Source organism: Cellulomonas sp. (genome assembly GCF_965229465.1).
Taxonomy (GTDB): Bacteria; Actinomycetota; Actinomycetes; order Actinomycetales; family Cellulomonadaceae; genus Cellulomonas.
Genome location: NZ_OZ245882.1, coordinates 1784150 through 1797366, shown reverse-complemented (window position 1 = coordinate 1797366; position 13217 = coordinate 1784150). Strand labels below are relative to the sequence as shown.

Annotated in this window: 11 protein-coding genes; 4 read left to right on the top strand and 7 right to left on the bottom strand. The window is 69.5% G+C overall.

The features are described from left to right. Positions 1-499 precede the first annotated feature (499 nt). Entirely contained in the window at positions 500-2269 is a 1770-nt protein-coding gene (locus tag ACO06A_RS08755) for an RICIN domain-containing protein (RefSeq protein WP_421735629.1), read from the top strand. A gap of 135 nt (positions 2270-2404) precedes the next feature. Further along, positions 2405-3901: an endo-1,4-beta-xylanase gene (locus tag ACO06A_RS08750; RefSeq protein ID WP_421735628.1), complete on the top strand. Its 1497-nt coding sequence runs from the start codon at positions 2405-2407 to the stop codon at positions 3899-3901. A gap of 387 nt (positions 3902-4288) precedes the next feature. Here the strand turns inward: ACO06A_RS08750 and ACO06A_RS08745 are convergent, their stop codons facing one another. From ACO06A_RS08745 to ACO06A_RS08725, 5 genes are all read right to left on the bottom strand, one after another. Continuing rightward, positions 4289-5155, bottom strand: a complete 867-nt coding sequence (locus ACO06A_RS08745) for an aldo/keto reductase (protein ID WP_421735627.1) — start codon at positions 5153-5155, stop codon at positions 4289-4291. 130 nt (positions 5156-5285) lie between these two features. Beyond that, positions 5286-5777: a WYL domain-containing protein gene (locus ACO06A_RS08740; protein ID WP_421735626.1), complete on the bottom strand. Its 492-nt coding sequence runs from the start codon at positions 5775-5777 to the stop codon at positions 5286-5288. A gap of 309 nt (positions 5778-6086) precedes the next feature. Further along, positions 6087-7796, bottom strand: a complete 1710-nt coding sequence (locus ACO06A_RS08735) for a cellulose binding domain-containing protein (RefSeq protein ID WP_421735625.1) — start codon at positions 7794-7796, stop codon at positions 6087-6089. A 282-nt stretch (positions 7797-8078) separates the two neighbouring features. Next, on the bottom strand, positions 8079-9236 hold the full coding sequence (locus ACO06A_RS08730; RefSeq protein ID WP_421735624.1) for an RICIN domain-containing protein: 1158 nt from the start codon (positions 9234-9236) through the stop codon (positions 8079-8081). A gap of 185 nt (positions 9237-9421) precedes the next feature. Next, on the bottom strand, positions 9422-10456 hold the full coding sequence (locus ACO06A_RS08725; protein WP_421735623.1) for a helix-turn-helix transcriptional regulator: 1035 nt from the start codon (positions 10454-10456) through the stop codon (positions 9422-9424). 103 nt (positions 10457-10559) lie between these two features. Here ACO06A_RS08725 and ACO06A_RS08720 point away from each other — a divergent pair, with 103 nt between their 5' ends. Further along, the gene (locus ACO06A_RS08720) at positions 10560-10958 is read left to right on the top strand and encodes a VOC family protein (RefSeq protein ID WP_421735622.1); all 399 of its coding nucleotides are present in this window, start codon (positions 10560-10562) and stop codon (positions 10956-10958) included. A gap of 58 nt (positions 10959-11016) precedes the next feature. Here the strand turns inward: ACO06A_RS08720 and ACO06A_RS08715 are convergent, their stop codons facing one another. After that, the gene (locus tag ACO06A_RS08715) at positions 11017-11559 is read right to left on the bottom strand and encodes a GNAT family N-acetyltransferase (RefSeq protein ID WP_421735621.1); all 543 of its coding nucleotides are present in this window, start codon (positions 11557-11559) and stop codon (positions 11017-11019) included. A gap of 105 nt (positions 11560-11664) precedes the next feature. Continuing rightward, positions 11665-12111, bottom strand: coding sequence for a hypothetical protein (locus ACO06A_RS08710; RefSeq protein WP_421735620.1), 447 nt, complete (start codon positions 12109-12111; stop codon positions 11665-11667). Between the two features lie 203 nt (positions 12112-12314). Between ACO06A_RS08710 and ACO06A_RS08705 the strand changes: the two genes are divergently transcribed. Further along, entirely contained in the window at positions 12315-13181 is an 867-nt protein-coding gene (locus tag ACO06A_RS08705) for a helix-turn-helix domain-containing protein (protein ID WP_421735619.1), read from the top strand. Positions 13182-13217: the final 36 nt, after the last annotated feature.

The window sequence follows — 13217 nt, the reverse complement described above, 5'->3', positions numbered from 1 at the left end:
GGCCGGAGCCCTCCCTCCGGCCCCTCGGTGTTGTCCCTGCTGCACCGAAGAGCGATGTCCACGACGGTGACACGAGCCTGATGCTCGCTGAGCGGTAGCGGCCGGCGACCGCTCGGGTGCCCACCGTGTGCCCCTTCGTCGAAGCGATCCGCCTCTACGACGTCCTGTGGCGCCGGCATGGAGTGTGCCGCCGCCGCCGCCGCTCATCTCCGCGTGTCCCTCGGCCCGATCGGGCCCGCGGCCCAGCGCCTGAATGCGTCGGCGGGGCCGGCGGAGGACCTGAACCGTTTCGTGAGGTGCGGGGCTGTTGACAGGCCGCAGCGCCGGCGAACTACATTGCCGAAAACCCTTTCGGTCATCGATGGGGAGTTCAACCGGTTGCTGCCGCTAGATGCCCGGAACGCCGAAAAGACCTTTCGGCGTGAGTGGACGGTCGGTGGCGCGACCCCCGGGATCAGCCAGGCACGAGGACGTGCCGCGAGAGAAGAGGACCACCGACATGAGACCACCCACGTCAACGCGAGGACGTCGACGGGGCCGACGCGTCGCGTCGGTAGCCACGGTCGCCGCCACGGCGGCCGGCCTGCTCCTCGCCGGCGGCGGGCTCGCCCCCGCTTCGGCGGCGAGCTCCTCCACGACGCTCGTCGTGAACGCCAGCCAGGTGATCCGTCCGGTGACCCACGTGGCGACCGGCAGCCTCTACGGCCTCGCGACCGCCAGTCAGCCCACACTGAGCCTGGCGCAGGCGATCAAGCCGCACACCTTCGTCCAGATGCCCCAGGGCGGGAAGCAGCAGCCGTACGGCGACATCTCCGTCGTCGCGCCGACGGCGGTCAGCTCGGGCGCGAAGCTCGTCAACCGGTTCTCCGACTACTACGCGGGGTGGCCGTACCAGTTCAGCTGGAGCACCTGGACGCCGTTCATCAACTCGCAGGTCTCGGCGATGAAGTCGTCGCCCTACTACAACAGCATCTCCGCCTACGAGCTGTGGAACGAGTCCGACAACACGTGGAAGTCGGCCAACGGCACCTACGAGGAGTTCTGGACGAGGACGTTCCGGCAGGTCCGCTCGATCGACCCCAACAAGCCGATCCAGGGGCCGAGCTTCTCGGACAACATCAGCGACATGCGGAACTTCCTGCAGAACGCCAAGGCCACCAACACCGTGCCCGACATCATCGCGTGGCACGAGCTGATCAGGTCGTCGAAGATCGCCGGCGACGTGGCGACCGTGAACGGCATCCTCGACGAGCTCGGCATCAGCAGGAGGCCCATCTCCATCGAGGAGTACGCCGCACCGAGCGAGGTCGGCCTCCCCGGTCCGCTCGTCGGGTACATCTCGAAGTTCGAACGGCTGGGCATCCGCGACGCCGAGCTGGCCTTCTGGAACCAGTCCGGCACCCTCGGTGACCTGCTCACCTCGCGGGGCGGCAGCCCGAACGCCGCGTACTGGCTCTACACCTGGTACGGCGCCATGAGCGGCAACATGGTGGCGACGAACCCGCCTGCGCAGACCGGCATCGACGGCTTCGCCGCGGTCCCGTCCGCCAAGAACCAGCTCAGCGTCGTCGTCGGCGGCTGCAGCGGGTCGTGCGCAGTGCAGGTCAACGGCCTGAACTCCCTGAGCCTCGGTTCCACCGTGAACGTGAAGGTGGAGCAGACGAGGTCGCTCGGCCGGACGGTGGCCTCGCCCGGGCCCAGCACGCTCTCGAACGCGACGTACACGCCGTCGAACGGGTCGATCAACGTGCCGATCTCCATGGCGACCAACGACGCCTACCGCATCACGATCACCCCGGGTTCCGGTTCGAACCCGACCGACCCGCCGAGCGGCTCGATCGACACCAGCGCCTGGTACGTGCTGGTGAACCGCAACAGCGGCAAGGCGCTCGACGTGTACAACCTGTCCACCGCCGACGGCGCCCCGATCAAGCAGTGGTCGCGCAACAACGGCAACCAGCAGCAGTGGCAGTTCGTCGACTCCGGCAACGGCTACTACCAGCTGAGGTCGCGGCTGTCGGGCAAGGTCCTGGACGTGACCGCCAAGTCCACGGCCGACGGCGCCGTCATCGAGCAGTGGACCGACAACGACGGGGCCAACCAGCAGTTCAGCATCCAGACGATCGACGGGTACATCCAGCTGATCGCCCGCAACAGCGGCAAGGCCGTCGAGGTGCAGGGTGCCTCCACGGTCGACGGCGGCAACGTCGTCCAGTACTCCGACTGGAACGGCACCAACCAGCAGTGGCAGCTCGCCAAGGTCGGCTGACCCACTCGCACAGCAGGTGCTCCCCGTCGGGCCGACGTCAGGAGCTTCGACCTCACCACGCCCTGACCGGGGCCGTCACCAGACCGTCGTCGACCACGCGAACGCCGCGCGGTCTCTGACAGAGAGCGAGACATCATGCGCACCACACTCCAGCAGCCGCACAGCCACGGCTGGCGACGACATGCGGCCGCGGGCGCCGCGATGGGCGGCCTGGTGCTGACCATGGTCGTCGGGCTGGCGAACCCGGCGCAGGCCGCAGCCAGCACGCTCGGCGCCGCTGCCGCGCAGAGCGGCCGGTACTTCGGTGCGGCGATAGGGGCCGACCGGCTGGGCGAGTCCAGCTTCACCACGCTCACGAACCGTGAGTTCACCATGATCACGGCCGTGAACGAGATGAAGTGGGACGCGACCGAGCCCAACCAGAACTCGTTCAGCTACAGCCGCGGGGACCAGATCGTGAACTGGGCCCGGAGCAACGGCAAGCAGGTGCGCGGACACGCGCTGCTGTGGCACAACCAGCAGCCCGGCTGGGCGAAGAACCTGACCGGCAGCGCCCTGCGCAACGCCGCGATCAACCACGTGACCCAGGTCGCCACCCACTACAAGGGCAAGGTCTACGCCTGGGACGTCGTCAACGAGGCGTTCGCCGACGACGGCCGCGGCAGCCGCCGCGACTCCAACCTGCAGCGCACCGGCAACGACTGGATCGAGGCCGCCTTCCGGGCCGCCCGCAACGCGGACCCGGGCGCCAAGCTCTGCTACAACGACTACAACACCGACGGCATCAACGCGAAGTCCACCGGTGTCTACAACATGGTCAAGGACTTCAAGGCCCGCGGCGTCCCGATCGATTGCGTCGGCTTCCAGTCCCACCTCGGCACGAGCCTGCAGAGTGACTACCAGGCCAACCTGCAGCGCTTCTCCGACCTGGGCGTCGAGGTGCAGATCACCGAGCTGGACATCCAGACGGGCGGTAACCAGGCCAACATGTACGCCGGCGTCACCAACGCCTGCATGAAGGTCTCGCGCTGCAAGGGCATCACCACGTGGGGCGTGCGGGACACCGACTCGTGGCGCGGCACCTCCGCCGCCCCGCTGCTCTTCGACGGTTCCGGCAACAAGAAGGCCGCCTACACCTCGACGCTGAACTCCCTCAACGCGGCCACCCCGACCGACCCGACCGACCCGCCGAGCGGCTCGATCGACACCAGCGCCTGGTACGTGCTGGTGAACCGCAACAGCGGCAAGGCGCTCGACGTGTACAACCTGTCCACCGCCGACGGCGCCCCGATCAAGCAGTGGTCGCGCAACAACGGCAACCAGCAGCAGTGGCAGTTCGTCGACTCCGGCAACGGCTACTACCAGCTGAAGTCGCGGCTGTCCGGCAAGGTCCTGGACGTGACCGCCAAGTCCACGGCCGACGGCGCCGTCATCGAGCAGTGGACCGACAACGACGGGGCCAACCAGCAGTTCAGCATCCAGACGATCGACGGGTACATCCAGCTGATCGCCCGCAACAGCGGCAAGGCCGTCGAGGTGCAGGGTGCCTCCACGGTCGACGGCGGCAACGTCGTCCAGTACTCCGACTGGAACGGCACCAACCAGCAGTGGCAGCTCGCCAAGGTCGGCTGACCCACTCGCACGGCAGGCGAGGGGGGCGCCGTCGCGGCGCCCCCCTCGGTCGTTGCCCCTTCCTTCGTGACCGCACGGGGTGGGCCCGCCCGCCCTGCGGGAGTGGCAGCAGGACGCCGGGCCGATCCAGCTGCACCCGGGCGACCTGGGCTGGTTCTGGAGGTTCGGGCCGGAGGCGCTCGCGGCCGCGCTCCGCGTGTGGCGGTCGAACGGGGAGATCGTCGCGTGCGGGCTCTTGGACGGTCCCGACGTGTTCCGGACGACGGTCGCCCCCCACCTCTGGCGTGACGAGGAGGTGGCGTACCGGGTGGTCAGGCCGCGATCTGAGCGCACCGGTGGAGGAGGCCGCGGGTCGGCCGGACGATCACGACGCTCGCCGCGGGTGACTCAGGCCGCGGCCGCGTCGAGCTCCACGATCTCCTCGGGGGCGAGGATCAGCTCCGCGGCCCTGACGGAGTCCTGGATCGTCGCCGGGCGCGACGATCCCGGGATCGGGATGACGACAGGCGCCTGCGCGAGCTCCCACGCGAGCGCGACCTGCTGCGGGCTGACGCCGTGCGTCGTCGCGATGCGCTCGAACGCGCCGTGGGTGTCGCCGAGCGCGGACGCCCTGCTGATGCCGCCGAGCGGGCTCCACGGCAGGAACGCCAGGCCGAGCTCCGCGCACAGGTCGAGCTCGACCTGCGACGAGCGGAACGCCGGCGAGTACTGGTTCTGGACCGACGTCAGGCGCCCGCCGAGCACGGTCTGCGCCTCGCGGATCTGGTCCGGGTTGGCGTTGGAGATGCCCGCGAGGCGGATCTTGCCCGCGTCCAGGAACTCGCCCAGCACGCCGACCGACTCGGCATAGGGAACCGCCGGGTCCGGGCGGTGGAACTGGTAGAGGCCGATCGCGTCGACGCCGAGCCGCTGGAGCGACGCGTCGAGCGCCCGGCGCAGGTGCTCGGGGGAGCCGTCCACGTACCAGGAGCCGTCGCCGGGGCGCAGGTGGCCGCCCTTGGTGGCGACGAGCACGTCCGAGGTGTCACCGCCCCACGTGCGCAGGGCCTCGGCGATGAGGGACTCGTTGTGGCCGACGTCGGTCGCCGTCAGGTGGTAGGCGTCCGCGGTGTCGATGAGCGTGACGCCCGCGTCGAGCGCGGCGTGGATGGTGGCCAGGGCACGCTCCCGGTCGGGGCGCCCTTCGATCGACAGAGGCATCCCGCCGAGCCCGATGGCGCTGACCGTGACGTCTCCGAGGTGTCGTGTCTGCATGCCGACCAGTCTCCGTCTTTCAGGTACGACCGGCAGAGCGAGGCGCAGCCGGTTCGCCGCGGGCGGACACCGGCGGGAGAGGCCGGGCTGGCCGGGAACCGATGTCATCGCGAGCGCCGCAGCTCAGCCGTCAGGCGGGAGTGGGCCCCTCGCGCAGGGCTGATCTGTCGTGCGCCGAGCCGGCAGCCGGGAATTGTGCGAGATCCGCGGAGTCCCCCGACGGCGCGGCGGCAGCATCGCTTCTCGTCGGCGGCTCGAAGGTGCCGGATGCGGCACGAGCAGTACGGATGCGGTCGACCCGGAAGGTGCGCTCCGATCGCCTGACGGTGTCGAAGGCGATGAGGTACCAGCGCCTCGAGTGCGCGACCAGGTCGTGGGGCAGAACCGTTCGGCGCGACGGTGTGTGGGCCGCGTCCAGATATCGCAGGTCGAGCGGTCGTCGTTGCTTGATCGCGTCGGCGATCGTCAGCAGCGTGCCCGCGTCGGGGACGTCCTGGTGCGCCGGGACGTCGAGCACCGCGGTCTCCAGGAGCGACTCGAGCTCGACCCCGTGCAGCGACACCCCGCCGAGCGGCGTGTCGTCCTTGCCCAGCACGACGGCGAGCTGGAGCTCCGTGCCCATGCGTCGGGAGGCTTCATGGGCGCGCAGGAACACCTGTGCGTCGTCGCGGGTGTAGCGCCGTCCGTACGCCGCCCACCGCCGCGCCTGAGGTAGGCAAGCGATCGTTCTACGACGCGGCCTGTCTCGATCAGCTCTTCCGGTGGTACTTGGCGACAGTCGCCCTCGTGAAGCAGCTGCTGAAACCCCGCACCGCTACTGCGGCTGCGGTGAGCATGACGGCGACTGCCCGGTTGGACGAGGTTGCGCCGGTCCGAACGACACCGCCGGGCATCTGACGCGTCGTGACACGTCAGATGCCCGGGCGGCGCCTCAGAGGGTGATCACGACGGTGGAGATGCTCCGGGCCGGTACGGAGACCGTCACCTGGCTCCCGTTGACGCTCGTCGTCTGGCCGGCGCGGCTGGAGTACCGCGACGTCATGGTCTGCAACGCGGACGTGACGCCCTCGGGCGCCTGGATGACGGTGCCGTTCACGGCGTTGGTCGTGCGGTTGAGGATGACGAGCGTGATCTTGCCGTCACCCTGGTAGGCCGTGACGTCCAGGGGCGACGCCTTCGAGCTCTCCGTCACGCCGATGCGCTGGTAGCCCGGACGGACGTACTTGGAGTACTGCGAGAACGCCCAACCGCGCTTGAGGACGGCGCCGCCCTGGGTCCCGTACGCCGACTCCCCGTCGCCGATGAAGGAGTAGTAGCGCCGTCCGTACCACCAGATGTAGGCGCTCCAGTTGGACTCCATCGTCCGGTTCACCGACGGCATGATCTTGTCGAGCGTCTCGTTCCACGTGGCGAGGTTGGACGGGTCGCCCCAGATGTTTGAGCCGCTGCCGTCCGCCTCGTGGAAGTTCCACTCGGTCATCCACTGATTCTTGCCGTACTGCGCGGCGAGCGGGTACGCCGAGAGGTTCGGCCCGTTCTCCTGGCCGTAGATGTGGCCGCCGATGTACCCGATGTTGTTGCGGGCGGTGGCGTCGTTGAGCGTGGGGTCGGAGTAGGACCGGTTCGTACCCAGCGACTCCGCGACGAGGAGCTTCGTGTTCTTGATGGTCGCGCCGTGGTCGCGCACGAAGTTGCGCAAGGTGTCGCCTGTCCACGCCATCGAGTCGTAGGCCGGGTGCCAGTCGGGCTCGTTCTGGATCGACGTCACGTCGATCGTGACGCCCTGGTTCCTCATGTACTGCACGTAGCTGTTCAGGTGGTTCGCGTAGTCCCCGTAGCGCGAGGTCAGCAGGGTGCCGCCGTTGATCCGGCTGTTGTTCGACTTCCACGCCGCCGGCGCCGTCCACGGTGAGGCGAGGATCTTCACGTTGGAGCCGTAGGACTTCGCCGTCTTGAGCGCACTGACCTGTGCGTTCCACTCGCTCGACACCGGTGAGATCCCGGTGCGCACGATCGAGAGGCCGAGCTGGTTGTCCCCCATCCCGACCAGGGTCTGGGTGTCGGTCGTCGACCAGGCGCCGCCCCAGATGGAGACCGCGGCACCGAAGCCGTCGATCGTCTGGTACTTGCGGCCCGTGTTCACGGTGATGTCCGCCGCCGCGGCCGTGGCGGTCGGTGTGGGACTCGGCGTCGTGGTCGGCGTGGGGGTCGGCGTGCTGACCGGGCCGTTGCAGCTGGTCCCGTTGAGGGCGAAGGACGCCGGCGCGGGGTTGGAGCCGGTCAGGCTGCCGTTGAAGCCGAACTGCGTCGATGCCCCGGTGCCGAGCGAGCCGTTGTACGACGCGTTGCTCGCGGACACCGTCGAGCCGCTCTGGGTGAGGCTCGTGTTCCAGGCCTGGGTCACGGTCTGACCAGCGGAGAAGCTCCAGGTGAGCCGCCAGCTGCTGACGGCGTCACCCAGGTTGGTGACCGTCACGTTGGCACCGAAACCGTTGGACCACTGCGATGAGACGACGTAGTCCACGCGGCACGCGGCCGCGGCGGACGCTCTGGGTGCCTCGGCGACTGTTCCCGCTGTGATCAGCGTGGCCGCGGCCAGCACCGCCGGCCAGATGCGGCGCCATCGTGGAGATCTCTGCATGATTGTCCGATCGTCGTTGTCGGTCGATGTGCGCCTCGGGTCCCCGCTGGCTGCCGGCGGACAGGGACCCGGGCGTGATGGGGCCCGCCAATGTGAGCGCTAACACGGCGGGATCTGCGCAGTCTGGCACGGGGCACGTGGGGCGTGCGATCAGCACAAACGATTAGGTGCGGGGTGTTCTGCAGCCGAGGCGTGGCGGCCTCGATGCGCGCGACGAGCAGGCCGGCACGCATGCGGGCGAAGGTGACAGGCTCGTCCGCGCCGACCGGTGACGGGCCGGGCTCAGTTCACCCGGACCAGCTGCCACTGCTGGTTGGAGCCGTTCCAGTCGGAGTACTGGACGATGTTCCCGCCGTCGGAGGTGGAGGCCCCCTGCACCTCTACGGCCTTGCCGCTGTTGCGGCTGATCAGCTGGATGTACCCGTCGATCGTCTGGATGCTGAACTGCTGGTTGGCGCCGTTGTTGTCGCTCCACTGGATGATCGCCGCACCGTCTGCGGTCGACTTCGCGGTCACGTCGAGGACCTTGCCCGAGAGCCGCGACTTCAGCCGGTAGTAGCCGCCGCCGGAGCTGACGAACTGCCACTGCTGCTGGGCGCCGTTGTTGCGGGACCACTGGGTGATGCGTGCGCCGTCCGCGGTGGACAGGTTGTACACGTCGATGGCCTTGCCGCTGCCCCGGTTGACGAGCGTGTACCAGGCCGAGGTGTCCACCGAACCGGAGCCCCCGGTCGGGACGCCGAGGCTCCCGGGCACGGCACGCAGCGCGGCGAACCAGGTGGCCGCCATCTTGTCGTAGCCCGTCGCGTTGGGGTGCACGCCGTCGGCGAGGTCAGCGGTGGTCAGAGCCCCGTACATGTCGACGAGGTGGACCCGACGCCCGGCGGTGGCCCTGCTCGACACGATGCCGGGGATGGCGGCGTTGTAAGCCCGGACCTGCGAGTCGGCGAACGACACCGGGATGAGGGTCGCGACGAAGACCTCGGTCTGCGGAGCAGTGCTCGTGATCTTGTCGATGAGTGCCGCGAGCCGAGCGGGCGCGTTTCCCAGGTCGCGGTTCTGGGTGATGTCGTTGGTGCCGATGTGCAGCAGCACGGTGTGCGGCGCGTACGTGCGCAGCCAGCCGACGACGTTGGCGTCGAGCTGGTCGATCCGCCAGCCGGAGTGCCCCTCGTGGTCGTGGTCCCAGAGACTGGCCGGCCCGTTGTAGCCGGAACCCACGAAGTCCGTGGTGTAGCCGTTCTGCGCCAGGCGCTGCCACAGCCCGACCCGGTAGCCGCCGCCCCCGGGGACGCCGTCCGTGATCGAGTCGCCCAGGGGCATCACGCGGGTGCCCCCGTTGGTCTCGGCGGAGGCGGGCGCCGACTCGGCCACGACACCTCCAGCCAGTGCCACGCAGAGCGTGACGGCGAGCAGGAGCCTTCGCGCAACTCGGTGCATGTCGTCTGCCTCCTGGTGATGGCTGCGCGGCGCGACCGTCCGGCCGCGCAACGCTGCGCTGCGATGGTGAGCGCGTCCTGAGGTGACGTCGCTGGGCGATGAGGCCCCGCCAGTGTGAGCGCTAACACGGCGGGATCTGCCGAGTGTGGCACGGGGCTCGTGGGACGTGTGATCGGCGCAAACGATTAGGTGCGGGGTGCGAGTGCCGACCCGGCAGCCGAGACTTCTGCGCGATCCGCGGTGCCCCCCGAAGCCGCGGCGGCAGCGAGCAGCCGTGCCGCCGTGGCCCGGGCGAGCTGGCGCAGCTCGTCCGGGCTCTCGATGACGACGTCGCAGTCGAGCGCTGCGATGACAGCAGGAATCCAGTCGAGCCGTTGGGCGTGGATGCTGGCACGGTGCCAGGCGGGTGCGTCGTCGCCGTCGCGCTCCGGGATGGGCCGCAGGACGGCGACGCTCGCCGGAAGGTACCGGCGGATGTGGTCGACAGAGGCCCGGATGCGGAGCTCGACCCGCCACGGGTAGTCGGCTTCGGCGAAGCCGTCGACCAGACGGTCGATCGCATCGCTTCTCGCCGGCGGCTGGAAGGTGCCGGATACGGCACGAGCAGTACGGATGCGGTCGACCCGGAAGGTGCGCTCCGATCGCCTGACGGTGTCGAAGGCGATGAGGTACCAGCGACTCGAGTGCGCGACGAGGTCGTGGGGCAGAACCGTTCGCCGCGACGGTGTGTGGGCCGCGTCCAGATAACGAAGGTCGAGCGGTCGTCGTTGCTTGATCGCATCGGCGATCGTCAGCAGCGTGCCCGCGTCGGGGACGTCCTGGTGCGCCGGGACGTCGAGCACCGCGGTCTCCAGGAGCGAGTCGAGGCGCCGCGCGGACGCGGCCGGCAAGGATCGCCGGATCTTCGACATGGCTGTCTGGACGGCGACGTCCGGCGCGTCCGAGCTGGCCAGGGCGTGAGCGAGGCCGAGCAGGAGGGCGACCGCCTCGTCGTCGCTGAGGATGACCGGGGGCATGCGGTAGCCGGCACGGATCCGGTATCCGCCGTAGCGCCCTCGCACCGACTCGACCGGGATCTCCAGCTCCAGCAGGTGCTGCACGTAGCGGCGCACGGTGCGCTCGTTCACCGCGAGTCGCTCGGCGAGCTCGGCGACCGTCCGGGTGTCGGCCGACTGCAGCAGCTCCAAGAGCTGCAGCACGCGCGAGGTGGTCGTGGTCACATCTCCATTCTTGCTCGATACCGGGCCGAACCTGTCCGGTATCCCTCCTAGCGTCGATGTCAGCCCTGCATCCGCAGAGCGGGACCCCGCCCCAGGAGACACCGTGCAGCTCACCGCCACCCGCATCATCACCGACGACGTCGACGCCCTCGTCGCCTTCTACGAGAAGGTGACCGGCGTGGTCGCTGTCCGGCTGCACCCACTGTTCGCCGAGCTGCGCACCGAGTCGGGAACGTTGGCGATCGCGAGCTCAGCGACCGTGCCGCTCCTCGGGGAGGACGCCGCACGGGCGGGCGCCAACCGCTCCGTCATCCTCGACTTCCTGGTGGACGACGTCGATGCGGTCTACCTCGCGCTGCGGGACGTCGTGGACGTCTTCGTCAGCACGCCGACGACCATGCCGTGGGGCAACCGGTCGCTGCTGTTCCGCGACCCGGACGGCAACCTGGTCAACTTCTACACCCCGACCAGCGCCGATGCCCGGGAGCCCCTCACCAGCTGAACTCGTCCCGGCCGTGGACCCACTGGTTCGCGGAATCGACTCGTCGTCGGAGTACCACTCATCCAGTCGCCAAGGCTGGGGTCCACGTACCGAACCACTGCTCCGCGTCGTATGCCTCGAACCGCTCGACCTCGACAAACCCCAGCCTCGCTGCCAGGCGCATCGACGGCACGTTCGCGGTCTGGGTGATGAGCACGACGGCTTCACCCGGCAGTGCGCCTGCGAACCAGCTGAGCGCGGCTTCGCAGGCTTCGGTGGCGTATCCCCGTCCCCATGCCTCCGGGAGAAGGAGGTACCCAAGGTCCACATGGCCGGCCGCCTGGCGAACGTCGTAGTCGACGTCCCGGCGTTCGAGCTGAACGATCCCGACCATTGCTCCGTCGAGGTCGATCACGAAATGACCGGGGCGCCCCTGCGGAGCCGCTGGTAGCGCGCGTTCGACCGCCTCACGCGATCGTGATCCGCCTGTGTAGGTCCCGACCTCGGGCGAGGTGTAGAGCTCGACGAAAGCCGCGCGATCACGCGGCTCGGGCGGCCGGAGCAGAAGTCGAGCGGTGGCAATCGGTCCGGGTGGCCATGTGACGCGCCCAAGCTCAGCCATGCCCCGACAGTACGGACGCGGGCCCGACGGTGTGCCCACGATCCTGTGCGCCCCGCCCACTTCCTCCTGTGGCTGCCTCTCCTCGTGCCGGGCGCGAGCTGTCGCCTAGGCCGCCCGGGCGCGACGGCGGCTGGCCACCACCATCATGACCAGCGCGAGTACGGTCGATCCCGCGGCCACTCCGAACGCGACGAGCATCGCCCCGACCCCCCACAGCCCCGTCTCGTCGCTGCTGGCCGTGACCGCGAAGGCGACCGTGAACGCCACGGTCACGGTGAGCACCGTCCACCACGGCCCGAGCACCAGGGACCCGAGCACGACGACCGCCGCGAGGCTGAGCACGCAGCCCAGCACCTGCCACGCCTCGTAGGGCCCGCTCGCGACGCCAGTCGCCGGGTCGACCTGGTACGTCGTGTCCCACCCGAACCACGCGAACCAGCAGGCGGCGCTCAGCACCGCGACGAGCGCGGTGCGCCACGCGACCGACGCCCTCCCGCGCGGCGCACCGCCACCCGGGACGCTCTGGTCCGGTCCACCTGTGGACGATGTCACGACCTGGCTCCGATCCGTTCCGCGGTCGGGGCCATCTCCCGCTGCCGCCTCTGAGCGAGGGCCGTATCCGCACCACCCGCAGATCGGACGGTACGGGAGCACGGGGCCTCGCCGCGGGGGCTTCTCGTCTCGCCGTCACGGTCGCGGATCGGTCACAGTACGGCGCTCGCGGTCGGGCAAGGTCGCTCGTACGTCTCGACACCATGACCGGCGAGCGTCGCCGCGTCGTGGTCGACGCCGTGACGGGCGGCCATTCTGGTGGGATGTCTGCCATGCAGTATCGGCGGTACTCCCCGGATCCGCGGCTGGCGGAGACGGTCGAGCACTACTGGGCGGTTGCCGCGCCGTCGCACCCCGAGCCCGTTCGCGCGGTGCTCATCCCGAACGGCCGGGCCACGGTGCAGTTCTGCCTGGGTGAGGCCGGTCGTCGGCTCCGACGCGGGTCCGCGTCGGCCGAGGAGAACGCCGACGTGTTCCTGCCGGTGACCACCGAGCCCTACGTGCTCGTGCAGAGCGGCCGGTCCCACTACGTCGGGGTGCAGTTCACGCCGTGGGGCGCGGCGACGATCTGGCCCGACGCACCGCGCGATCCGACTCCCATCGGTGAGCTGGTCGCGGACCGGCCGACGGAGGCAGCACTGAAGGATGATCCGTGCGCCGCACTGGACCGGTGGCTGCTCACGCAGTCGGCACGGGGCACGGTGCCAGTCGGACGCGAGCTTGTCGTCTCCGCCGTCCGGTTGGTCGATCAGGACGGTGAAGGCCTCACCGTCGCGAGCCTGGCGACCGCGCTCGGGGTGTCGACCGCGACGCTGTACCGCGCCTTCCGCCGGTGGGTCGGGATCAGCCCGAAGGAGTATCTGTCGATTCGCCGCTACGACCGGTTCACGTCGGAGCTGCTGGCTCTGTCGCACGGCGACAGCTCGGCGATGCTGGCGGCTGCCGCCGGGTACGCGGACCAGTCGCACGCGGCGCGCGAGTTCAAGCGACACACCGGCATGAGCGCGAGCGCGTTCCGTGATCGTCAGGACGGGATCGCCGAGATGATGTTCCGCCGCATGCCGCCCTGATCGATTCGTTCAAGACGCGTCGATGCGATCTTCCTA

Coding starts and splice junctions, on each gene's coding strand:
- ACO06A_RS08755 (WP_421735629.1), top strand. CDS start 500: ATGAGACCACCCACGTCAACGCGAGGACGTCGACGGGGCCGACGCGTC.
- ACO06A_RS08750 (WP_421735628.1), top strand. CDS start 2,405: ATGCGCACCACACTCCAGCAGCCGCACAGCCACGGCTGGCGACGACAT.
- ACO06A_RS08745 (WP_421735627.1), bottom strand. CDS start 5,155: ATGCAGACACGACACCTCGGAGACGTCACGGTCAGCGCCATCGGGCTC.
- ACO06A_RS08740 (WP_421735626.1), bottom strand. CDS start 5,777: ATGGGCACGGAGCTCCAGCTCGCCGTCGTGCTGGGCAAGGACGACACG.
- ACO06A_RS08735 (WP_421735625.1), bottom strand. CDS start 7,796: ATGCAGAGATCTCCACGATGGCGCCGCATCTGGCCGGCGGTGCTGGCC.
- ACO06A_RS08730 (WP_421735624.1), bottom strand. CDS start 9,236: ATGCACCGAGTTGCGCGAAGGCTCCTGCTCGCCGTCACGCTCTGCGTG.
- ACO06A_RS08715 (WP_421735621.1), bottom strand. CDS start 11,559: ATGGCTGAGCTTGGGCGCGTCACATGGCCACCCGGACCGATTGCCACC.
- ACO06A_RS08705 (WP_421735619.1), top strand. CDS start 12,315: ATGACCGGCGAGCGTCGCCGCGTCGTGGTCGACGCCGTGACGGGCGGC.